Genomic DNA, 26861 nt, shown 5'->3' with positions numbered 1-26861 from the left:
CCTCCTTAACTCAATTGTTGTACATGTCTTGTTACTTTAGGCTGATAGCTTCGCAGTTTTTGCATCGCCGAGCCGTGATGTTCAGGGTATACTTCTATCATTTCTTCCGGTTTTTCCTCCGGCTCTTCCGCCTGTTTCATCATGACGAACTGATTCAATGGGCCGCCGAGCAATCGTTCAAGCGCCGCCATTGCTTCGGGCGCTTCAATTGATCCGACTCCCGCCTGTTTCATCCGTTCTTGATAATCGGCAGATGATACGATTCCGACACTGCCCCAGTAGCTCCAATTCATCACTGCCGCCGAATACGGCCGGACTTGAGCCAAATGAGCGGCAAAGGCATCTTTGAAACTGCACCCGGCAGCATAATTGCTTTGTCCGGCCGCTCGTGCAAATGATTGAACGGATGAGAAGAACAAAGCAAAGTCCAGCGGCTCATTTTGGAACACGCGGGCCATATTCACGCTGACATTGACTTTTGCAGCGAGCACGCTTTTCAAACGGCTTTCCGGCATATTCGCCAGGCTCTGATCCTCTAAAACAATTGCGGAATGGATGATTCCGTTAATTTGCGGGTGCGTGCGTTTGATCGTTTCATACGCCCGTGTGAGCTCATCCGCATTTGCCGCGTCAGCTTCAATATAAATCGGCGCCGGCCCGAATTGGCTGAGTCTGTCGATTTTTTCCTGGATGGCGCTGTTATGTTTTCGTCTGCCGATCCAAACGACTCGCGCCTGATACGTTTTCACGGCATATTCGCTCCATGCCTCGCCGATGCCCCCCGCGCCGCCGATGACGACATAAACGCCGCCTTTTTGGTAAGCGGGCCGGCTTGACACCGGCTGCTGTACAGGAATGAGGCGCTGTTTGTACCAGTGATTGTTGCGGTACGCCCATGTATTGCCTTGCTCATCAAACGGCGCTGAGAACAGCTCCGCCTTTGAAACATCTTCCGGACATCCGGCATCAATCAGCCGTGTTTGCCAGTTCGGATACTCTTTTGCGAGCGAACCGATCAAACCGTGAATGCCTGCATGAGCCGGATCAATGATGTCCGCCGGCTGTACGGACTGTGTTTTTATTGTGACTGCAGTCAAGCTGATTCGCTTGCTTCCGTATCCTAAAGCAAGCATCGCCTTAATCACTCTGTACATCTGGATGACGCCCGCATCTTGAGCTTTCACCATGTCACCATCGCTGTGAAAAGGAGCGATCCATACGATATGCCCGAAAGACCCTCTTGCTTTCAGTTCAGCCGCAACAGCCTCTATTTCATCCTCCGGGTTGATATGAAGCCGTTTCGCAGAAGGATGATGCAATTGAAAAGCCGCGCTTTCCTCATCCCCTGCCATAAAGACAACCTCTTCCGTCTTATATGCCGGGCTTTGGTCACGGAATTCCGCAAGATCCCATACCGGAGCCAGAAGGTTTGCTCCATTTAATGATGTTTCCGGTGCCGGGCCTTCCATCATTCTGGAAGAAATCCCTTTAATCCTGACACAGACCCGGCCTGTCTCATCGCATAAGTCAATGTCCAGCCGCTGTATTTTTTCATCCGTTCCCCGGGAGCTGACATACGCCCACATGCTTGTCGTGCACGGGCTGAAAATGTCCAGTTCCTCAAGGGCGAACGGCAGTGACAGCTGGTTATCACCTGCATGCAGCTTCAGTCCGATTGTCGCTTGCAAAGCTGAATCAAGCATACACGGGTGAAGAACGTATTGATCTGCCGTTTCTTCGAGGAAGGAAGGCAGACGGAGCTCAGCTAATGCTTGATTGCTTCCGATATGAATGTGCTGAATTCCTTGTTGTCCGGGACCGTAGTCAATGCCGATTTTGCTGAATAAACCGTAACACTGCTCAGAAGTCAGCATGCTGCGGCCGCATTGAGCTTTCAGTGCGCCTATATCACGGTGCGGAGCCTCACCGGCGCCGAGAATGCCGGCAGCCCCCTGACAGTGTATCTGCCTGCCGCTTGCTTCTGTTTGTGAATCGGTGTAAATGTCATACACGATTTCACCGTTTTCCCTCGGGTTCAGGCTGATTTGCGCTTCAATCGGGCGGTTTCCCGCTTCGATCGGCCGAACCCAAACGATGTTTTTCAGACGGATGACAGAAGGACGTTCCTTTTGCCCTTTGACTGCCTGAGCAACCGCCGCCCTGGCCATTTCCAAGTAGGCGACGCCCGGCATGACCGGCTTGCCTTTAATAAGATGATCGGTGAAAATCGTCTCTTGTCCCGTAAATTCGGATCGGTACCGCTGCTCTGTTAAATCCGATACATTTTCGTGAAGCAGCGGGTGCAGCACCCGCGCCGTCGGCACAGCTTGCGGTTTTTCTGCTTTCGGCCGGTTGTCCGTGATCCAGTACCGCTCTTTCGCAAACGGGTAAGCAGGAAGACTCATCCGTTGGGGCTTGATATCAGAATATAAGCCGTCCCATTTGATATCCGCGCCCTGCACCCATAATTCCGCAAGCTTGCCATTCTCTCGGCGGCTTATCAGCTCTTCGATATCCGCTTCGCCGTTTGCGCCTGCCAGAATGGATTTCAGCGGGGTTTTACCCGCCCCCGCTTTTCCTTTATAAATGCCCGCTTTGTCATAACGTCCTTTCGCACAGCTCTTTAGCTTGTCCCGCAGTTCTTCGGCCGAGGAAGCGATAATGGCCGCTCTTTCTTCCATCGCATCACGTCCCTGCTGAAGCGTGTAAGCAACATCGGCAAGATCCGCATCCGTAAAAGAAGCTTGCGCCAACTGTTGCGCCTGTTCCTGCAGACGTTCTTCTTCTTTGGCCGACAGCACAAAGATTTGAGGGTGTGTGAAAACAGCTGTTTTTCTTTCTTCCTTCGGGATATATTCTTCAATGACGACATGGGCGTTTACGCCGCCGATGCCGAAAGAACTGATTCCCGCACGGCGCGGCAGATGATTGCCGTTTTCGTCTTTCAATGCCGTCCATTCTCTTTTTTCCTGTACGATGTAAAACGGACTGTCTTTCAGCTTGATATACGGGTTGATGACCTCGCTGTGGAGGCTTTTTGCAAGTGTTTTATGCTTCATCTGCATCAGCACTTTGATCACACCCGCGACACCGGCTGCCAGTGACAGGTGGCCGATATTGGTTTTAGCCGATCCCAGACCGCAGTGACTCGCGTAAACGGCGGAATCGCCTGTTTTTTCGTACAGCTTTTGAAAGGCGGATTTCAGGCCGTTGATTTCGACCGGATCGCCAAGCTCCGTTCCGGTTCCGTGCGCTTCTATATAAGTGACGGTTCTCGGATCAATGCCTGCTTTGTCATAAGCCGTTCTGACGACTTCCGCCTGGGCTTTCGGGTTCGGTGTCGTCAAGGAGTTCGCGCGTCCGCCGTGGTTGACCGCGCTGCCTTTAATGACGCCGTAAATATGATCGCCCGCTTTTTCCGCTTCTGACAGCTTTTTCAAAAACAGAATTCCGGCACCTTCACTGACGGCAAATCCGTCCGCCCTGTCGGAGAACGTTTTGCATTTCCCTTCTTTGCTCAGCGCACCCGCTTTGTCATAAGCGATGTGGCCTTGCGGTGTGACGACGGTATTCACGCCGCCGGCGATCGCCATCTCGCAGTTCCCGTTTTCAATGGCGCATACGGCGTGATGAATCGCGACCAGCGAGCTGGAACAAGCCGTGTCGATCGGTTCACTCGGCCCGTGCAGATTGAGCATATAGCTGACGCGGTTCGGCCCTGCTGACGGACTCATATTTGCGGCTGACGCACCGCCGATATCCAGATCGGAAAACAGTGAGCCGTATCCGGTATTCCCCGTGCCGATATACAGGCCTGTTTTCGTGCCGGAAAGGCTTTTAGCGGAATATCCCGCATCTTCTATCGCCTTCCACGCATACATCATTAACAAGCGCTGCTGGGGATCCATCTGTTCGGCTTCCAGCGGTGAAATTCCGAAGAACAGCGGATCAAATTCCGCAACTCCGTCAATAAACCCGCCCCACTTTACATTTGTTTTGTTGGCTTCATTAAGCGGGTCACCGTAATACTCCCGCCAGTCCCAGCGATCCGCCGGCACCTCTGTTATACAGTCTTTTCCCTCTTCTAAATTGCGCCAATACTCATCAATATTTGCGGCCTTCGGAAACACTCCGCTCATGCCGACAATGGCGATCGGTTCCGGTTTATGTTCAGCCGCAGTCTGAACAGGCTGTACGGCTGTTTTTGCAAATCGTTTGTTCCCTGCCAGTCTGATGCCGCCATCATCTGTTACACCGCTTTGTTTTTCTTCTTTCGGCTGTGTGCTGCCGGCAAATTGCGTTTGATAGTCTTCTGCTAAATGATGCGCCAAGGCTTGAATCGTCGCATATTCAAAAAATATGGTCGGTGTGAGATCAAGCTGATAAGTGTCATTCAGCTTGTTGGCGAATTCCGTCAGCGTAATGGAATCAAATCCGTATTGATTGAATTCCAATTCGATATCGATTTCTTCAATGTTTATTTTCAGAAGCCCGGAAACTTCTTTTGCCAGCAATTCCTGAAGTTTGGCCGTCAGGTCTTTCGGCGCAGGCGTTTCCTCCGTTTTCTTAACCGGTGCAAAAGCGGCTGCGGGAGTCTTTGGAAGCAGTTTTTCCCGCATTACGGCGCGGTTTCCTTCCATGACGAGCACACTTGTTTTCCCCATGCTCCATGCTTTGTAAAGAGCTTCTATTCCGGTTTCAGTGCGCATCGGCGTTACGCCGGTTCTTTTTTCGGTGAGCTTCGCCATTTCTTCATTGACTTGCATTCCGCCGTCTTTCCAAAGCGGCCAATTGATTGACAATGTGTGACCGTGGCGGTACATTGCCGTAACCAGCGCGTTGCGGTATGCCGCATAGCTGTCCATAAATGCGTTTGCTGCCGCATAATCCGCCTGTCCCGCATTCCCGGTGACACTGGAAATGGATGAGAAAACGATGAAAAAGTCCAGCGCTAAATGCTCGGTTGCTTCATCAAGGTTGACAAATCCGTCCGTTTTAGGAGCCAATACACTGTAAAACTCTTCGGTTGTTTTCTTTGCGATATATTGATCTTTCATCACACCCGCGCTATGAATGATGCCGTGAAGGCCGCCATATTCCGTTTCAATTGTTTTGACCAGGTCTGCCGCAGTTAGAGCGTTTGTTACGTCAGCCTGTTTGTATTCCGCTTTTGCTCCGAGTGATTCAAGCGATTGCAGCTGCATCCGCTGATTCTCGCTTAATGCGGAACGGCCTGTCAAAACCAGTGTCGGCTCTTTGACTTTCCGGGCAATTTCTTTCGCGAAAATAAAGCCGAGGCCCCCGGCTCCTCCGGTAATGAGATAAATGCCTCCGTCGTTCCACGGAATGCGGATTTTGCCGCCGGACACGGCCGTTTCTTTGACATCTGCGCTGTATCGGATGCCGTTTTCATATTTGATATGGCTGTCATCAGCCCTTGTTTTATTTTCTCTGATGATGTCTGTGATTCTGCCGTTTTCCGCCGGTTCTATTTCAATCAGCTGGGTTTTCAGTTTTTTATGTTCCAGGCCGGCTGTTTTTAGCAGAGCTGAAATCCCTGAGAGCAGCTGATGCTTATCTGTTTTAGAGAGAACCGTCTGGATAAGGACGTCTCCTTCCGTCTCTTCCTTCAGCAGTTTTTGCAGCGTCTCCAATATCCGTCCTGTATAATCACGGAAGCGCGCCGCCGCTTTCCCGTGCGGGGAGGTCATTTCAAAACATTCAGCTCCCGCGGCTTCAACGGCTTGTTTTAATCCGGCGTCTGTGTCACAAAGCATTACGATATGCCGGGCAAAAACGGGTTCCGTTTGAACGGCAGTTTCATCGCTTCGTGTCCATACCGGCTCAAGCATGAGCGTTTCCGGAGCTTTTTCTTTTTTCTCAGGTTCTTTTTCAGCCGTTCTGAATGACAAACCTTTCAGCCTTACGCAAACCTTGCCATTTTCATCACAAATATCAAGATCGCGTTTTTCAACCTGGCCGGCTTTCTGGTCTTCAGAAAGTCTGGCATATACCCACATCTCGGCAGCGCATGCGCTGAATACTTCAAGCTCCTGAACCGCAAACGGAAGCATCAGTTGTTCATCATTTGTTCCGGTTAATATGCTTGATGCCTGCAATGCAGAGTCCATTAAGCCCGGATGCATGACATACTCCTGTACCGTGTCCGCACAAGCCGCATCAAGAGACAGTCTGCCCAATACGAAATCATCACCTGTATAAATCGCTTTTACACCCCGGAAAGCCGGGCCGTAATCAAAACCGATTTTGCGGTACATATCGTACACTTCATCTGCAGAAAACGGTGTCTCGGCGGATTGTGATCTCAGTTTTTGGAGATCAATGACCGGAGCCTTTGCGTCAGGGCGGACTGATACTGCCCCTTGGCTGTAAACGGACGGCTGATCTGTTTCCCGGCCGCAGTAAATGTCGAATTGAACGTCATTTGCCGTTTCGGGAATGAGACGGATGTTGACATGAACCGGCTCGTCTTCAATGGTAATCGGCCGCACCCAAACCGTATTCTTAAGCTTGACGCTTCCTTGTCCGGCCGGTACTTCAGATGCCTGTTCCATTGCTGCGCGCGCCATTTCAAGATGTGCCACACCCGGTAAAATCGGCACGCCTTTTACAACATGATCCGCAAGGTAAAATTCTTCTCCTGTATAGATTGAGCTGAACCGCTGTTCTGCAAGGTTTGAAGTATTTCTGTGCAGAAGCGGATGAAGCGCGTCTTGTTTTCCGGCAGATACTGTGCTTGTTTTTTCGTGTTTTCCGGTGTGTTTCGCCGCCCAATAGCGGTCTTTTGCAAAAGGATACGACGGCAGGCTCATGCGTTTAGGCGCCCGGTTTCCATACAGCTTCGCCCAATCGACGTTCAGCCCTTTGACCCATAATTCAAGCAGCTTCGCGTATTTGCCGCGTGCCATCCATTTTTCAACGGCTTCTTGAATTTCTTCATCTTCCGTCAGCATTTGCAGCGTGCCTTTGTCTATTCTTCCTCTGTACAAATCCGCATGCTTATCTCCAGTGATAAACTGTGACAGTTTTTCCTGCAGTTCTTCTGCGGATCCGGCAATAACCGCCAGGCGTTCTTCCATGGCGTCCCTTCCGATCTGGAGAGTATATGCCATAGAAACGAGGCTGGATTGATCGTACCGTTTTTCAGTAAGCGCACGTTTCAGCTGTTTTGCCTGCTCTTTCAGGCGTTTTTCATTTTTGGCGGACAGAACGAAAAGACATGGGTCGATATGAGAATCATCTGCATCCTCTCTGTCTTCTGGGATGTATTCTTCGATGACGACGTGGGCATTTACGCCTCCGATGCCGAATGAGCTGATGCCCGCGCGGCGCGGCTGTTCGTTTCCGCGTTCGTCTGTCTGCGTCTTCCATTCCATCGTCTCCCGCACCAGGTAAAACGGACTGTCTTCAAGCTGAATATACGGATTTACCGTCTCACAGTGGAGACTTTTGACTAATGTCCGATGCTTCATCTGCAGCAAAATTTTAATAATGCCCGCTGCTCCCGCGGCAAGGGATAAATGGCCGATATTCGTTTTGACCGACCCTAAGCCGCAATAGCCGGCCGCTTTCTCTTTTCCGTCTGCAAACGAGCTGAACGCTTGTTTCAGGCCGTTAATTTCAACGGGATCCCCCAATTCTGTTCCGGTGCCGTGCGCTTCGATATAAGAGACTGTTTTCGGATCAATGCCCGCTTTTTTGTATGCGGCTTTAATGACTTCCGCCTGTTGTTTCGGGTTAGGCGTTGTTAAAGATGCCGCACGGCCGCCGTGATTCACCGCGCTTCCTTTAATGACGCCGTAAATATGGTCCCCATCCGCCTCAGCGGCTTTCAGCTTTTTGAGGAAAAAGAGCCCGGCTCCTTCACCATGGGCAAAACCGTCAGCCTGATCGGAGAACGTCTTGCATCTTCCTTCTTTACTCAGCGCGCCCGCTTTGTCAAAGCTGATATACACATCCGGAAGAACAATCGTATTGATTCCTCCCGCCAAAGCCATGTCGCACGTCCCTTCTTCAATTGAAGAAACGGCATGGTGTATGGCAACGAGCGAGCTTGAGCAGGCGGTATCAATCGGCTCGCTCGGCCCGTGCAGATTGAGCGTATAGCTGACACGGTTCGGTCCGACAGACGGACTTGTATTCGCCGCGGATGACCCTTCAATCGCCGCATCGGCATTGGCTAAAAGAGAACCGTAGCCGGTATTTCCGGTCCCGATAAACACACCTGTCTTTGTGCCTGAGAGACTCTTTGACGCATATCCGGCATCTTCAATCGCTTTCCACGCATACGTCAGCAAGAGGCGCTGCTGAGGGTCCATTTGCTCCGCTTCCCGCGGTGAAATCCCGAAAAACAACGGATCAAATTCAGCAATTCCGTCAATAAACCCGCCTTGGTTGACGTTTGTTTTATTGGCTTCTTTTGCGGGATCCCCGTAATAGTCCCGCCAGTCCCAGCGGTCTTTCGGAATCTCGGTCATGCAGTCTTTGCCTTCTTTCAGGTTCTGCCAGAAAGCTTCAATGTCTTCTGCCATCGGGAAAATCCCGCTGATGCCTACGATTGCGATCGGTTCCGGCCCTTGGTCCCGCTGCACTGTCTGCGGAAGTGTCTCAGGCAGAGTGCGGCGTCGCTTAACGGCCGGGCGCGTGATTTGAGTCTCTTTTACCGGTCTTGCCGATTGAACCGTTTTTGTATTTACCGCAAACCGTCCGGCAAATTCCTCTTCGTATTCACTGATTAAATGAACGGCAAATTCATGGATTGTCGGATGATCAAAGAAAATCGTCGGCGTTAACGTAAGCCGGTACGTTTTGTTTAACTGGTTCGTAAACTCAGTCATCGAGATAGAATCCAGCCCGTATTTTGTCATTTCTTCGTGAGGATCAATTTTGTCAATGTTTACTTTTAACAGTGAGGCCGTCTGCTGTTTTAACAGATGCTTCACTTTTTCAAGCAGGCTGTCAGCATCAATGTCATGACGTACGCCGGTCTCTGCTTCCGGATGATCATTCTCTTTGCGGAACCATTTTGCTTTCATGTTTTTCACATCTCCTTCAAGAACTGTCATCCGGGCTGACCCGCTCATCAAGCCTTGATATAAAGCCTTGATGCCGGCATCTGTGCCGAGCGGTGCGATTCCCGCCTGCTGCATCAGCATATCTTCCGTCTGCTTTCCTGCCTGCATTCCGCCTTCTTTCCATAACGGCCAGCTGACAGAAAGCGTCTTTCCGTATCTTTGTCCTGCGGCTTGTAAAGAACGGCGGTACTCGGCATACATCTCCATAAAGACATTTGCAGACGCATAATCAGCCTGGCCGACGCTTCCAAGCACACCTGATAAGGATGAGAAGACAATAAAGACATCTAATTTCTCATGTTGTGACGCTTCATCAAGATACACAAGGCCCTTCACTTTCGGAGCGAGAACGTGTTGGAATTCCTCTGCCGTCTTCTTCACCATGTAGTTGTCTTTTATAATGCCGGCACTGTGAACAATCCCGTCCAGCTTGCCGTGCCGTTTGCGGATATTGCGGATCAATCGGTATACTTCTGCTTCGTCCGTGACATCGGTCTGCTCGTAGAAAACAGAAGCGCCGGCAGCACGTACTGTTTCCAGCATGTCTTTCTGCTTTTCTCTGAGAGCGGACCGGCCGGTTAGTATGATGACGGCGGCTTTTGTACGGTTTGCGATCTCTTTTGCAAAAATCAGACCTAAACCTCCGGCACCTCCTGTAATGAGATAAACGCCTTCGTCTTTCCACGGAATGTCCGGCTCCGCTTGAGAAATATCCATCTCTTCCCAATCAGCGGCAAAGCGCTTGCCGTTTTCATATTTCACATGGACGCTTTCGGTATGCATACGGTTTTCCGCCGCTTTTTCCGCGATGCCTTCAGCACTTTCTTTCTCCTCGGCTTCGATCATTTGACAGATCAGCTTGGAATGTTCAAGGCATGCGGTTTTTAAGAGGCCGGTAATGCCTGAGAACACCTGCTGTAAGCCTGCTGACCGCGTAACAGCCTGAAAAAGCACGCGGCCTTTCGGCTTGCTTTTCATTATGGTTTTGATATGGCCAAACAGCTGACCCGCATAAGAATGATACCGCTCTGCAATAGATGCGGGACGATCGTCCAGGATAATGACGCGTGCATGTTCAAGCTTTGCTTCGACAGCTTGTTTAACGGCTTCATCGTACTCACAAAGGAAAATGATATGCTCTTCATACGAAGGCGCATGATCGGCCGGTGCCGGCTGCTCTTTCCAGACCGGTTCAGCGAACAATGTGTCCGTACGGCTGACCGAAACGCCGGCACCCGCGTTTTCTTCCATGATCCGCGTTGAGAAACCTCTCATCCGCACACAAAGCCCGCCGTTATTGTCATATAAATCAATATCTGCTTTTTGGATAGGATCGCCGGCTTTATTGTTCGCGCTGAATGTGACGTGCACCCACATATCATCAGCGCACGGATTCAGAACGTCCAGCTCCTCTAAAGCAAACGGCAATGCGGCTTTGAATGGTTCCCCGCTTTCTGCCAGCAGCGCTCTCGTCACGTTTTGTAAATATTCGGCGGCCTGAAGCGCACCGTCCATCATACTCGGATGAAGGATATAATCAGCTTTCGTATGGGAGACGGATTCAGGAAGCTTCAATTTAGCAAGCAGACGGTCTTCGCCTTTGTATACAAGCTGTACACCTTTGTAGCCAGGCCCGTAATCAGCTCCGATCATTCCTTTGTAAAACGCTTGAGATTCGATTGTTCCCTGTGTGCACCGGCGCTTCAGCTGCTCAATATCCGCAGCTTCCTTCGGTTCCTTCCGGATGATTTCAGCGATGCCCTGATTATAAAGAGGAGCTTCTTCACCGATAGAATCGTTACCGCCGTACATTCTGTATTGAATCTGTCCGTCCTCTTCTTCATAAAGTCCGATATGGACACGGACAGCGTCCTGATCGGCTATCACCGGGCGTACCCATACGATATTCTTTAAGCGCAGGCCGAGAGAATCCTCTGTTGCCCCGCCGATGCTTTTCTCCGCCGCGGCCCGTGCCATCTCAAGGGTAACGGCAGCCGGCACGATCGCCATTCCTTTAATGATATGCTCGGCAATAAAATACTCTTTTCCCGTGAATTCCGAACTGAACCGCTGCTCCTGCAAGACGGATGTATTTTGATGTACCAGCGGATGCAAAAACTTCGCATCTGTTTGCTTCACAGTTTCTTCCGGCCAGAAGCGCTCCTCTGCGAACGGGTAGGTCGGCGCACTGATTCTTCGCGGCGCGGAATCCTGATACAATAAGCCCCAATCAACACGCGCTCCTTCAATCCAGAGCGCCGCAAATGCTTTCAGCTTTTCATCACGTGTCTGACATGCCGCAAGCTCTTCCATCTCCTGAGCCGACACTTCTCTGCTTCTCACTTTTTCGCCCCGTAAGATTTTTTGGTCATTGCCGTTGATAAAATCCTGCAGCTGACGCTTCAAATCGTGATGATCATGACTGATAAAAACGGCTCTCTCTTCCATCGCTTCACGTCCGGTCTGATACGTAAATGCCAGATCATGCAAGGAAACATCGTTTTCGGCTTCATCCAGAAAGCCGGATAAACAAGATGCATAGGCAGTAAGACGCTGCTTATTTCTCGCTGACAGCGGAACGATATAAGGCGGCTGTCCGTCATTTAATCCGCTGATCGTTTTGTTTTCATACTGTTCAAAAATGGCGTGTGCGTTTGTTCCTCCGAGTCCGAATGAGCTTAACGCTGCCCGGTGCGGCGTCTCTCTCTCCGGAAGCGGTTTTCTCTTATCCGCCACATAAAACGGCGAACCGCTGAATTTGATATTCGGATTCGGTGACGTGTAATTAATGGTAGGTGCCAGCTCCCGATGATATAAACTCATGGCGACTTTGATGCACCCGGCCAGACCTGCTGCTGTATCCAAATGTCCGATATTCGTTTTTACGGAGCCGATCCCGCAATACTGCTCCCGGTCCGTGTAACGTTTATACACTTGCTGCAGCGCGGACATTTCAATCGGATCACCCAATGTCGTTCCAGTGCCGTGCGCTTCGATATAGGAAATCGTCTCCGGGTGAATATTCGTGCTGTCTAAAACATGCTGGATGACGTCAGCCTGACCTTTTACACTTGGTGCGTAAAATCCGACTTTATCCGCTCCGTCATTGTTCAGACCGATGCCTCTGAGCATGGCGTATATGTGATCTCCGTCCTGAACGGCTTGCGACGCCTTTTTCAGCAGAATGACGGCCGCTCCTTCTCCGCCCGCCATACCGTCGGCTGAAGCGTCAAATGCCTTGACATGCCCGTCGCTTGAAAAATTCAATCCGTTTTGGTGCACATAGCCGATACCGGTCGCTGCATGCAGAGTTGCTCCGCCGACGAGCGCGTATTCCGATTCTCCGCTCGTTATACTTTTATAGGCTGAATAAAGACCGACTAATGATGATGAGCAATTGGAATGAACGAAATAGCTTGGCCCTTTTAATCCGAGCTTATGGGAAACCATCGTCGGAATCGTACCGCTCTGCGCTAACACCCATGACACATAGCCATCGGGAGATTCATGGCCTTCTGTCGTTTTTTCCGGCAAAAGCGACCGATACGAATTATTGCTTGCCGACATATATACGCTTGTCTTCGGAATCTCTTTGGATACATATCCCGCGTCCTCGACGGCTTTCCAAGAATGAAGCAGCAGAAGCCGAAGCTGAGGATCCATAAATTCTGCGTCTTTCGGAGAAATGTGAAAGAACTCAGGGTCAAAGAGATCTTTTCCTTCTATCGTCGATAATGCCGGCACATAGTCGGGATTTTCGATCAAATCTTCAGGCACGCCGGCTTCCCGAAGTTCTTCTTCCGAGTAGAACCGGACGCTTTCCTTTCCTTCTCTTAACTGCTTCCAAAACTCATGATGATTTTTCGCGCCGGGGAACTGGCAGGAAATCCCCACAATCGCCACACTGTCATCAAAGTAAGACGGCACCCCGTTTTGCGGTGTTTGTTCTCTTTCACTCTCATCTTGGCCGGGCGCCTCTGGTTCAGCCGCCTGTTTTGTTTCAACAATAAATCGGCTGATCGCCTGAATGGTAGAGTGTTCGAATAAATCCGTGACGGTAAAATCGCATTCCAGCTCCTGTTTAATGCGTTCTGCCGCCGCAACAGCCAGAAGCGAGTCGCCTCCCACATCGAAAAAGCCGTCTTCGATTTTGATGCCCGCCGTATTCAGCAGGTCTTCCCATATTGCGGTCACTTTCGCTTCCGCTTCTGATAACGGCAGTCTGCCCGTCTTTTCAGACCGGTGAACAATTACCTTGCGCTGTTTTAGGTCTTTGCGGTTCACTTTTCCGCTCGGTGTTAACGGCAGCGCATCCAGACGGATAAAATGAGCAGGCGCCATATAATCCGGCAGACTCGATAAAAGATGGTTGCGGAGCGCTTTTTCATCAGCCGTATGACCGGAGCGGGCCGTATAATAAGCAATCAGCTTTTTATGTCCGTTCTTTTCCTGAACAACAACCGCCTGATCAAGAATGTCCGGATGTTCGTTCAATTTCGTTTCAATCGCTCCCAATTCGATGCGGAAGCCGCGAATTTTCACCTGACTGTCAATCCGGCCGGCATATTCTATATTTCCGTCAGGCAGCCATCTGGCCAAATCACCTGTCTTGTAAAGTTTTTCTCCTTCACTAAACGGATTATCAATAAATGATGCCGCCGTCAGCTCAGGCTGATTGTAATAGCCTCTGGCCAGACCGGCGCCGGCCACGCAAAGCTCCCCGGCCACACCGTCAGGGACGGGGCTGAGCTTTTCATCGACGATATAAAGCCGTGTATTGTGAATCGGTTTCCCGATCGGCGTATTCCTGCTTGTGATTTCCTTTTGGCCGCAGCTGTAGTAAGCGGCATAAATAGATGTTTCCGTCGGGCCGTATATGTTTTCAATTCTGGCATGTTTGAAGATGGAAACTGACTTTTTGACTAAATCTTTCGGAAACGCCTCACCGGCCACCATCACATATTTCACAGGGCCGTCTTCTGTAAATGCCGTATGCCGCTTTACCGTTTCCAGAAATACATTAAACACGGCAGGAGCAAAATTCAGATGCGTGACCTGGTGGGTTTGGATGTATTCCATGCAAAGCTGCGGATTTTTTTCTGCACCAGGCGGCAAAATGACAAGCCGTCCGTTTCCGATAAACCAGCCGAATAATTCAGAAATCGAAACGTCAAATACGTAATTCGTTTTTAACAAATAGGCATCCTCTTGTGCGACCGGATACTCAGCTTCCAAAAACTGCAGCGTATTCATGATGGCCCTGTGCTCAACCATGACGCCTTTCGGTTTTCCCGTGCTTCCGGACGTATATAGAATATAAGCGAGATGATGCGGTTTTGAACGCGGCGTCAGTTTTGCCCCGCTGACAGAACGTCCGCTGTTTTCAATTTCCACCGTGCTCACACCGCCGATGGCCAACTGTTCAATCATGCCGCGCGTCTTGGCTTGCGTTAATACGATTGAAACGCCGCTGTCAGTCAACACGTGCGCCATCCGTTCGTTTGGAAAAGCCGGGTCCAGCGGCACATACGCGCCTCCCGCTTTTAAAATGGCGAGGATGCCGATGACCATCTCAAAAGAACGCTCCGTACAAATGCCGACCGGGCATTCCGGTGTGACGCCCTTTTCTTGCAGGTGCACAGCGAGCGCCGTGCTTCGTTCATCTAATTCGCGATATGTAAGACTGTTTTCACCGAATGTGACGGCTTCTCTGTCAGGGTGGCGTCCGGCTTTTTCTGCAAACACTTCATGAATGCATCGCTCATTCGGCTGATGGGATGAACGGCTTACTTCACGTTTTTGATTGAGCAGGCCGGAACAGGCTTCAAAAGCGATCTCCGGATCAGAAAGCACCTTTTCTGCCAGTTTCATATAATGCTCCGCCATCCGTTCGATGAAAGAAGGGCTGTAGACATCCGGGTTGTACAGAAATTGCAGGACGGTTCCTGTTTCTTTTTTATAGACTTCAAGCGCAAGCTCAAATTCGCCTTCCTGATGAATGTCTTCTATCATTTCGATGCCGAGTGATTGATATAGTTCCGCCAGCTTTTCCGCTCCTTCTGTCCGGAAGAAGTTTTGATAGAAAAACGCGGTTTGAAAAACAGGCGAAACCGCAGGCGAGCGTTCCGTCTTCAATTCTTTGACAAGCGCGGGAAACGGATACGCGGCATGGTCCAGCCCTTCTGCCAGTGTCAGCTGCAGCTCCTTCAAAAACGCCGTAAAGGATTTGGCGCCCGTCTCCCTGCTTCTGACCGCGATCATATTAATAAAGTATCCGATGACAGACTCAAATTGAGCCTCAGAGCGCCCCATCGTCGGCATGCCGACGATGACATCTTCCTGATTCGTATATTGATAGAGCAGCCCTTTGAAAATAGCGAGATACACAACGGATTCATTGACATTATGTTTTTGGGCGCACACTTTAATCTGCCGGTTCAGTTCATCAGGAAGCAAGCGCTGATACGCCTGCCCTTTGCAAGTTTGAACCGATGATCTCGGATAATCCGACGGAAGCTCAAGCACCGGCAGCGGTCCTTCCAGCTGCTTTTTCCAATAAGAGAGATGCGTTTTTCCCGCTTCGCTTTCCAGCAGCTCTTTTTCCCATTTCACAAAATCATGATAATCTGCGGCCTGCTGAACCATGGCAGGTTCTTTGCCTTCACTTGCTTTCACATAAGCGTCCAGCAGCGCCGACATAAACGTCATAAGAGAGACGCCGTCAAAAATGATATGGTGAATGGTGATTAACACAATCGGCTCCCGCTTCGCCCGCCGGAATACATGAACACGCAGGAGCGGCCCGGTTTCAAGCGCGAACGGTTCTTTTGCTTTTTCTTTAATAAACGAAAGAACGTCACGCCCGCTTAATTCAGAAAGATCCATTTCTTCAATCGGAAAATGCCGATCCGTATCTTCTATCTGATACGGAAGGCCGTTTTCCTCTTTTATCACACTGGTCAAAATAGGGTGCTGGCGCTGCACGGACAAAAGGGCGTTTTTGAATGTCTCGATATCCAGCTTTTGAAAACGAAAGCATAACGGAATGTTATATGCGCTCATCTCCGGAAACATTTTCTGAAGCATCCACAAACCTTTCTGGCCTTCAGAAAGCGGACGTTTTGCAGTTGTCCGCTTGAAAGCCTGAAGCTTTTGTTCTACTTCAGCGATGGTGAGCGTTCCTGATCTGTAGGCATCGAGAAGTTCTTTATGATTCATAGGTCTTACTCCCTTCTATGATGTCTTGCACTCTTTTAAAATCTAATGTCCCCTCAGAGACCTGTTTCATCATGGCGATGATCTCCTGATCCGTATACTCCTTGTTATCCGGAGCGGCGGCTTCTGTTTCGGTTTCTTCCGTTCGGTAAAACGTTTCGATCGTTTCTTTGTGTTCTGTCAGGTAATAGCTGATGACGTCTCCGAGCGTGGCATAGCTGTAAAATAACGCCGGAGTGACTTCAATGCCGTAATGACTCGACAAAAGAGCGGCAAATTTGGCTAAATAGATGGAATCAAATCCGAATTCCGCCCAGTTTTTATGCAGGACGAGTTTATCTTTAGATATTTTCAGCAGACTGTGTATCAGCTCTTTCAAATCCGCTTCGAGCCGTTTTTCCGTGCTTTCTTCCGGGATGCGGCGGCTCACGGTTTCCAAAAGCGCATCCGGTTTTGATGAATCGTCCCGCCGTATGCCTAAAAATCGTTCGGCACGGCTTCTTTTGCCGGCAATGACAAGGCACTGGGTGTTGTCTTGAGAAATGATGCGCTCAAACAGCTCAATGCCTTCATCTGTTTCTAACAGGCGCTGTCCGCTTGATTGCAGGTACATGCCCGTCGTCTCTTCACCGCCGACGGCCATTCCGCCGTTTTTCCAGACCGGCCAGTTTATGACAAAAGCGTTTCCGCTTTCGGATTGTTCGTTTTTATAGCGGGCATACGCCATTTGGAACCTGTTCGCGACCGCGTAATCACAGCAGCCGAAATCTCCTAAAACAGCCGATGTGGATGAAAAGTAGCAGATGAAATCAGGCGTTTCGTTTTTCAGCCACTCGTCAAGAAGCAGGCTTCCGTTTATTTTCGGTTCAAGCGTACTGCGGAAATTCCCGATTTCATTTTCAAAGACGGATGTTCTGCTTTCGATGCCCGCCGCATGAATGACGCCGTGAATGGCTCCGAATCGTTCTTTCGAGCGCTTGATGCAGTCGCCCATTCCGATCGGATCACAAACATCGGCTTCGGCGTAAAGAACACCCGCGCCGAGATTTTCCAGGTCTTTCATTTTTTCTTTCTTTTCTTCATTGATCGGCGACCGCCCCGTGAGAATGACATTTGCCTGGTAGTTCCGGGCGAGATGGCGGGCAAATAAGTAGCCGAGCCCTCCTAATCCGCCTGTAATGAGATATGTTCCGCCGGTTCTGATCCTGCCGTTTTCTTTCGTTAGTCCGGTTGGTTCGGTGTGATAGACATATCGTTTTCCCTCTTCCAAGAAAACGGTATGGTCTGTTTCAGCTTTCAGCTCATCCCAAATGGTTCTCATCCAGTCCGTTATGGCCGCACCGGCTTTTCTGAAGTGGCCGGTAACACTTGTTTTCGGGAGAACAATGCCGAGCGAACGCTCAAAGCCGATCCATGATTCCAAGTAGCACCTTTCCAGACCGGATGCATATTCCCCCGCCAATAACAGCCTTTCCGGCTGCAGACCGGTCTCAGCCATTGCTTTGAGAATATGGACAATACATGAATAATCTTCGATGCAGCTTTTATCTTCAAGCGCCCATAAATACAAAATGGCGGAAGCTTCACCGTACTCTTTTTGAATATCCGCAAAAGCGTTCACATATGATTGCGGATCTTCCCGCACCACTTGGCAGCGGCCGGCGGACAAGGCCTCATACCGGTCTCCCTGAGCGATAAAAATAACGTCAATGTCACTGTCATACGATTTGATCACAGAGACGGCTTCCTGCTGCTTCTTCTGATCAGTTAAGAAAGAAATCACCGTTTTGACTTGCTTTTCTCCGGCAGCCGGCAGAGCCTGTTCTTTAAGAACTTCTCTAAAAGCCATTACTTCAAACTGCTCCGCCGGATCACTTTCATCAGCCGGCGCCTTAACGGGCGCAGCCTTGCTTTGTACAGGTTGCTGATGCCAGAAGCGTTCTTTCGCAAACGGATAAGCAGGCAGGCTGATGCGGGCCGGAGGACGTTCTCCGTATAATTTCGCCCAATTGATGTCCAATCCTTTTACCCAAAGCTCAAGCAGCTTAGAATATTTTCTTTTGCTGATCCAAGCGTCTATGATGGTTTCCATGTCATCATCGGCCGCAAATACGGCAAGCATCCGTTTGTTTTCTTCCGTGCCGTCACGGTGCAGTCCGGCGCTGTTTTGTCCGGCGATAAATCCATTCAGTTTTTCTTCAAGTTCATGAAGTGAATGGACGATAAAACCGAGACGCTCTTCCATCGGCACCCGGCCAGTCTGGAGAGTAAAGGCTATGCTCATAAGATCGCGGCCGCTGTATCTTTTTTCACGGATGGCGTCTCTGAGCTGTTTTGCTTTTTCAGTGAGCCGTTCGCTGTTTTTTGCGGACAGGACGATGATGGCGGGCTGATCTGCCGGCGTCTCATCAGGCTCTTTATCTGCCGTATATTCTTCTATGATGAGGTGGGCGTTTGCTCCTCCCGCACCGAAGCTGCTTAACCCCGCCCTTCTCGGAAGCTCTTTGCCGCCGATGACGGGACGTTTCCACTCACCGAGCTCCTGCTGAACGGCAAACGGCGTATACGCGAAATCAATATTCGGATTCAGCTGTTCCGCGTGCAGGGACGGCGCAATTTGGCGGTCTTTGAGCTGGAATAATATTTTTGTCAGACCCGCAATGCCCGCGGCGCTTTCACAATGGCCGATATTTGATTTTGCTGAGCCGATGGCGCAAAACTGTTTGTCTGTTGTATCCTCTTCAAATGCTTTCGTTAATCCGGCGATTTCAATCGGATCCCCTAATGCGGTCCCCGTGCCGTGGGCTTCAATATAACTGACGGTGCGCGCCGGGACGTTTGCCCTTTGGAAAGCTTCTTTTATTAAGGCGGCCTGCGCATTCGGATTCGGAACGGTGTATCCGTTCGTTTTGCCTCCGCTGTTAATGGTGCTTCCTTTAATCACACCGTAAATGTGATCGTTATCGGCGATCGCTTGGTCCAACGGCTTTAACACGACCGCTCCCACCCCTTCTCCGTCGACAAAACCGTCCGCGCGGTCTCCGAACGATTTGCACGTGTCGCTTGCGGAAAGCATGTTCATGACTGACAGATTCATATAATGGATCGGGTCGGTCACTATGTTTACGCCCCCGGCAATCGCGCATTCGCTTGAACCGCTGTATATGCTCTCAAGTGCCAGATGAATGGCCGTCAAAGAAGAGGAGCAGGCTGTGTCAACGGCAATGCTCGGCCCTTGGAAATCAAAAAGGTAAGATACCCTGTTGGCAATAGACCAGTAGCCGTAGCCTGTCGGGTAGTTTTTGTTCATCGCGCCGGCAAAAACACCGATTTTTCTGCTTTGGCACAGGTTGTCAGGCGTATAGCCGGCATCCTCGATACTCGCATACGCCGTTTCTAAAAATAATCGCTCCTGCGGGTCCATTCGCTCCGCTTCCAAAGGAGAAATCTGAAAGAACAGCGGATCAAACTTGTCCATATCCTCAATGAAGCCGCCCCATTTCGTATAAATAGAGCCTTCTTTACCTTTCTCTTCATCGTAGTAATCCTGCCAGTTCCAGCGTTCCCGCGGGATTTCTTCTATGCAGTTTTTTCCTTTTTTAATATTGGCCCAAAGCTCAGCCGCTGTTTTTGCCTGCGGGTAGCGTCCTGAAACACCGATGATGGCCACGTCGCGAACCGAACTTTGCCGGACGGGCTCTTTGGCTGCCCGCTTTTCCCTCCGCCGCCAGTCAGTGCGAAGCGGCTTAGCCGGCTGTACAGCCTGCGGTTCTGGTGTTGCCTTCTGTTCTTCCTGAACAGGCGTTTGTCCTGTCAGTTTGATCATCGCGTCTTTTTTCGTTTTGATTAAGTGAGCGACGAGCGCCTCGATCGTCTGATATTCAAAAAATAAAGTGCTGCTGACTTGGTCCAATACATTTCGTAACGCGTTTGTCAGCTGTACGACGACGATAGAATCAATTCCGTATTTTTCAAGCGGCGCTTTCGGATCAATTTGAGCCGGCGGAATTTTTAATGTTTCTCCGATTAACGTTTTCAAGTACTCGGTGCTTTTTTCTGTTAAAGACGTGTCGCCTTTTTGCACCGTTGTTTGCGCCTGAAGTTCCGGCGTATATGCTGCTTTTGGCGGAGCGGTCCGTTTTCCGGCCCCTGATGTAAGCGTTTTTTGGCGAACAACGCCGTTGCTTTTTGCCGCTATAATCTGATGGCTTAATTCATGTGCCGCTTCTGCCGGGAAGAAGACAGAATGCCAGCCTTCACTTTCTAACACGCGCTTCCAGCTTTCCGGATACAAGCCCGGGCACCCCGGAATACGAAGGGCGGAATCTTCATGCAGCCACCAGCCTTCAAGCAGTCCGAAAGTAATATGCGGGAACAGGCTGTTTCCCGCCATTTCATTTAAGAGCAGCAAACCGTTGTCTTTTAAAACGGCTTTGGCGTTTCTCAGCGTCTGGCGGATGTCTTTCGTCGCGTGGAGCACATTGGCGGCAACGACGATGTCGTATGCGCCCGGCTCTATGTCCTGGCCGGCAAGCGGCGCTTCTGCGTTAAAAAGCTTATACGTCAGATAAGGATTCCGTTTGCCGTATTCCGTCTCCGCATGCACGAGAAAAGCTTTCGATACATCGGTGTAACAGTATTCTTTTATATAGTTTTGATACGGCCTAAGCTTTTCAAATATGCCTGCGCTTGTGCCGCCTGTGCCCGCTCCGATTTCCAGTATGCGGATCTCGGCTTTTGAATGTTTGCTGATGTTTTCTTTCACATAAGCCGTTAATGTATCTGACAGAGCGCTGTTAAAGTAATCCGCGACTTGATTGTGCTTATAAATTCCTTCAACAAGTTCCATTGAAGAGTGCGGGAACATGATGTCAGTCGCCGGCACGTCTTCGCGCAGAATGTCCGGCAGTGCTTTAAGCATCGTCTCGGCTAAAACAGTCATCGCTTTTGTATCGGCGTTATTGAGCCATTCCTCTTTTTCCCGCTCCCATTTTTGCCATAGCGAGGCGGTTGTGTCTTCGGCTCGCGCCGACAATTTATATGAATCCGCATTCCCTTCCAGATAGCCATGTTCCAGAAGGAAAGCGATCGTTTGATTGAGCCATTTTTTAAAGTATTCGTGTTCGGGCTCATACGTTTTAAGGCTTTGCGGCGTCAGCAAGTCTGCTTCTTTAAGCTGGGCGATCAAAAGCTGATACAGAAAATCATCGAGCTTCTGATGTTCAGCTTCTCTTACAAGACGTGCGCCGGGCGGAGCAGCCTTCAGCTGTTGTGAAGAGACAAGCGGCTGAGACGGATAAACGGAAATTTTTTCTGTTTCACTCATCCCTTCGACCGCGACCGGTTTTGTCGTATGAATGAAAGCCGCTTGATCAACCGGCAGCGTCATAAGGGTTTCAAGCGCCTCCATCGCAGCGTCCGGTTCGATCAATCCCAATCCGATCTGATCCATCAGCTGAATAAAATCGCCGTCTTCAGCCGCTTCGCTGTTGCCCCAATAGCCCCAATTCATGACTTTGACCGGACAATTCCATGTCTGATCAAGTTCTTTCGCAAATGCGTCACTGAAAGCGCATCCTGCGGCATAATGGCTTTGTTTCACGTTATGGATAAATGCCACAAGCGAGGAGAAGAAGAGCGCAAAGTCAAGCGGCTCCCGTCCAAATACCTCCGCCATGGACACACTGACATCGGCTTTTGCCCGCAGCACCGATTTGAACTCTTCTGTCTTCATATTATTTAAGCTTTGCTCAGACAGATCCATTGCCGAGTGGATGATTCCGTTCATTTTTGTGTGACGCTCTTTTATGAACTGATAAGCCCGCTCTAAGGAAGCACTGTCAGCGGCATCGGCGGAAACATATTCAGGCGCCGGGCCGAATGCGCTGAGCCGGTCGAGTTTCGCCTGTATGGAATCATTCAGTGTGCTTCTTCCGATCCAAATGATGCGTGCTTTGTAGCGGCGGATCATGTATTCACTCCATGCCTCGCCAAGATATCCGGCGCCTCCGATCACGGCATAAACCCCGCCTGTTTGGTACAGCGTGCCGTTTTTCGGCATATTGACAAGCGGTATCAGCTGCCGCTCAAACAGCTGCTGATTGCGGTACGCCCAAATTTGACCGTTTTTTCCGGCAGAAAGACTGAGCGCCTCTTTGATCGGCCAGCTGCCGTCCGTTTCCGTGTCAATCATGCGGATATTCCAATGCGGATATTCTTTCGCCATTGTTCCGGCAAGTCCGCTGACTGCGGCCTGTGACGGGTCGGCGCTGTCTTGATCGGAAAACGGCTGGGCATTTGCTGTGACGATGCACCAGTCCAAATGTTTTTCTCCGTACCCCAAGGCAAGCAAAGCTTTCATCAGCTTGAACACATGAAGAACGTTTCTTTCCTGTTCCTTGAGGCTGTCAGCACTCTCAGCCTGCGGAGCAAGCCAAATGATTTGCTCCAGTTCTTTTTGTCCTTCAAGCATGTGCGTAAGAGATGTGATATCATCCGTACCTCTGATCGGATAATAGGAAGCGTTCGGCAGATGTTCTTTTATGCGCGTATGCGTTCTGTCAGTTTCACCGAAAACCGCAGTCTGCTTTTCCGCCGTTTTTGCTTTCTTCGTTTTTTTAAGTGCAACGGGCTCCCAAGCCGGAATCAGCATCGTATGGCCGACAGGCGCCTCCGGGGTTTCACCGCCTGCTGTTTGGCCTGTGTCAAGCGCCCGGACGGACGCGCCTTTCATCCGGACATAAACCGTACCGGCATCATCGCACATATCAATGTCAAATTTTCTTACGTTGTCATCTGCTTTGCTGCCTTCTGTGTACCGGATATATGACCAGATATGTTCAGGACACGGCCCGAACACTTCCACTTCCTGCATTGCAAACGGCAGAGAAAGCTCGTGGCTGTCTGCATCGTCATGTATTGAGCGGACAAGCAGACCGACTGAGGCGTGAAAAGCGGCGTCCATCATACTCGGGTGAAGCGTATACTGTTCTTTATTGTCATGTACGGCAGCCGGGAGTGAAATACGGGCCAATAATCGGTCTTCTCCGATCAGCAATTGCTGTACGCCTCTGTATGCCTCTCCGTAATCCAGACCGATCTTCTCAAAAGCACCGTAACATTCTTCCGCGGTCACGGTCCCTGAATTGCAGGAAGCTTTGACAGACTCGATATCAATCTGGGCGCTTCCCAGTTCGGTAATGACCGCTTCACCCTGGCTGTGAATAACCGGATCTTCGCCGTTTTCTGCCTCACTGTATATTTCATAGGTAATCTCACCATTATCTTCTGGGTAAAGGGCAATATGTATTTCCTTCGGTTTGTCTTCAATCATGACCGGCCGGACCCAAACAACCTGCTTGAGTGTGACGCTATGGCCTTTTTCCGTCACGGCAGCAGCCTTTTTGACCGCCTCTCTGGCCATTTCCAAATAGGCAACGCCCGGCAGTATTTTTTGCCCGTTGACGACATGGTCAGATAGGAAAAATTCATCTCCAGTAAAAAGAGACGTGAAGCGCTGCTGCGAAAAATCTGACGTATTTTCTTGTAAAAGCGGATGCAGCACTGTGCCTGACGGGCTTTTCTCCTGTTTTTTCTGCTGCGGAATCCAATAGCGTTCTTTTGCAAACGGATACGTCGGAACGCTTGTTTTACGCGGTTTACCCGAAGCGTACAGCCTATTCCAATCTATTATTTTCCCTTCTGCCCATAACTCGGCAAGCCGTATTGGATCATCCGTCTCAGGAGCGGTTTCGCTCAGTTCCGGCAGCTCGGCTTGTCCGCGCCAAAGACCGGGGATGTTTTCGTTTCCTTTTACGAAATCATTCAGCTTTTCTTTCAAGTCGCGGGTGTCATTTACAAGGAAGACAGCTCTCTCCTCCATTGCTTCACGTCCTGTCTGAAGTGTATAAGCCAGTTCAGACAGCACCGTCTTTTCTGAAAGCGATCGGGCTAGTTTTTCCGCATAGGCCAGAAGCCTGTCTTTATTTCTTGCTGACAGCGGGATGAGTTTTGCTGCATCGTTCTCAGGTGCAGGCGCTTTTTGTTCAGGCTGAATGTATTCTTCTAAAATGATGTGGGCGTTCGAACCTGATGCACCGAAGGAACTGAGTCCGGCCCGGCGCGGATAATGTGTGACTTTTCCGTTTTCTTCGGCTGCCGGCTGCATCCACGGAGCAGTCTGCTGCTGTACGTAAAAAGGAGATCCCTCAAATTTCAGGTAAGGATTTAATTCCGCAGAATGCAGTGATTTGACAAGCGTTTTGTGATGAAGCTGCAGCGCCGCTTTTGTTAACCCGCTGATTCCCGCCGCTGATTCTGCGTGACCGATATTTGATTTGACCGAACCGATGGAACAAAATTGCTGATCCTGCGTCCCTTGGCTGAACGCTTTTGACAGACCTTCAATTTCAATCGGGTCTCCTAACGAAGTACCCGTGCCATGGGCTTCCACATAACTGACGGTCCGCGGGCTGATACCCGCTTTTTTCAGACAGGCCTTAATGACTTCTGCCTGTGCAGCAGGACTCGGGACGGTAATTCCGCTTACTTTCCCGACGTGGTTAACGGCGCTTCCTTTAATGACCGCGTAAATGCGGTCGCCGTCTTGTTCGGCTTTTTCCAGCGGCTTGAGCAAGACCGCACCGACTCCTTCTCCGGAAACGTAGCCGTCCCCGCCCTCGCCGAATGTACGGCAGCGGCCGTCACTTGAGTGCATGCCCACGCTTCCGTAGCTGAGATATTTCGCCGGGTGCAGCGACAAGTTCACCCCTCCCGCAAGCGCGGCTTCACATTCGCCGCGGCGGATGCTTTCAATGGCCAGATGGACGGCGGTCAATGATGAGGAACAAACGGTATCCACCGCGATGCTCGGCCCGTGGAAGTCACAATAATAGGACACTCTGTTGGCGATCTGCGCATAATTCAGTGAAACCGGAAAAGGATCAGCTTCAGATAATTGTTCTGCGCCGATTAAGGAATAATCTTTATGCATCACCCCTGCAAATACGCCGATCGGATGCTGTTTCTCCCCTTTATTTCCCAGCGTTTCAGGCGTATACCCCGCATCTTCAATCGTTTCCCAGCATGTTTCTAAAAACAGGCGCTCCTGCGGATCCATCGTTTCCGCCTCACGCGGTGAGATTCTGAAAAACTGCGGATCGAAACAGTCGGCATCGTCAATGAAACCGCCCCATTTTGATACTGTTTTTCCAGACGGGGACGTTACGTTTTGATATGTTTTCCAATCCCATCGGGACTTCGGAACTTCAGTGATGCAATCCGTGCCTGCCTTAAGGTTTTCCCAAAACTCCGCCACACTTTTCGCTTTCGGATAGCGGCCGGCCATTCCGATAATCGCGATGTCTCCGGTGTTTTTATGAAGTTCTGGCGCGTCCGGCGCCTCAGCTTCAGACCGTGATGGTTCGGCTGCACGTTCCTCCGCACATTCAAATGAACCAGTCTTTTTCAGAAAGACTGCGAGTTCTTTTATATTTGTATATTCAAAGAGAAGAGTGGGCGCGAGGTCCGCACCCGTCTTTTTACTGATATCCTGTACAATCTCAAGCAAAGAAGATGAATCCAGCCCAAGCTCGTAGTAGCCTGCAAGAACGTCCAGCGTCTCCCAAGGCTGCCCAAGCTTATCAGCCAAAAGCTTCTTTAAAAACAGAATGATGTCTTTTTCATCTGCGCTTTCCGGCTCAGTTGCAGCCTGTTGATTCTGTTCGGCTGTATTCGCGTCTTCTTCGAGCCGAACCGCTTTTCCCGTAATGTTTTTAAGCTCCGCCACCTTTTGTCCGGATCGGCTGAAGTACTCGATCGTCATCGTTGTGAGTTCTTTTTCCTGACGGACGCCGGAAGCGGCGATACGCGCCGTGCATTCTGATTGAAGCCTGTCAGCGGCCGTGAACGATTCATAATATAAAGGCAGGTGAAGCCGGTTTGTTTCTGAAAGCAAACCGCTCCCCCCGATCCCGCTCGCATCCAAAAGGGCCGGATGGAATAAAAAGAAATCTTTTCCTTCTTCGCAAGAAAGCTCAGCCAGCATGCCGCCTTCTGTTTCGTACAATCGTCCATTCGATTTCATCATCCCGGAATGAACCAAGTCATGATCCAGACAGCGGTTATACATGTCATCAAGATTCAGAGACCTGGCTGACTGCTTCACATCGCCGAAATCAATGGTTTCGTCAAATGTGACAGCGTCTCTTTTCACCATTTCAGCCGTCGCATATTGTATATTGTCTGACAGCTCGTCACCTTGCTGTTTCTGCCCTGAAAGGGAGATGAGCCACTTTCCATCTCCGCTATCAGAACATTGAATGGTCAGAATGATTGCAGCCGTTTCACTGACGGTTAAAGGCTGATAAATCGTAACGTGCTTCAATTCAAGCTCATTGTATACATAACCGTGTTCCTGAAAAACCTGATAAATCAAATCGATATAAGCAAGACCGGGCAATACCGCTTCACCAAAGACCATATGGCCCTTCATGATGGGATGATCCAGTGAGATATTGATTTTTTCCGATATCATTCCTTCCCACTCCTCTC

At 50.2% G+C, this 26861-nt stretch carries 2 protein-coding genes; both read right to left on the bottom strand.

The window, feature by feature from the left end; all coding sequences use genetic code 11:
* Window positions 1–5: 5 nt before the first annotated feature.
* Window positions 6–16313 (bottom strand): amino acid adenylation domain-containing protein, encoded by a 16308-nt coding sequence (locus ACWJJS_RS09700; RefSeq protein WP_454023515.1) that lies wholly within the window; start codon window positions 16311–16313, stop codon window positions 6–8.
* Window positions 16303–26844: an SDR family NAD(P)-dependent oxidoreductase gene (locus ACWJJS_RS09695; protein WP_454023514.1), complete on the bottom strand. Its 10542-nt coding sequence runs from the start codon at window positions 26842–26844 to the stop codon at window positions 16303–16305. Before ACWJJS_RS09695 ends, ACWJJS_RS09700 begins: the two co-directional genes overlap by 11 nt.
* Between the last annotated feature and the right edge of the window lie 17 nt (window positions 26845–26861).

This window comes from Bacillus sp. JK106 (assembly GCF_053663355.1).
This window is presented reverse-complemented; position numbering and strand designations above follow the sequence as displayed.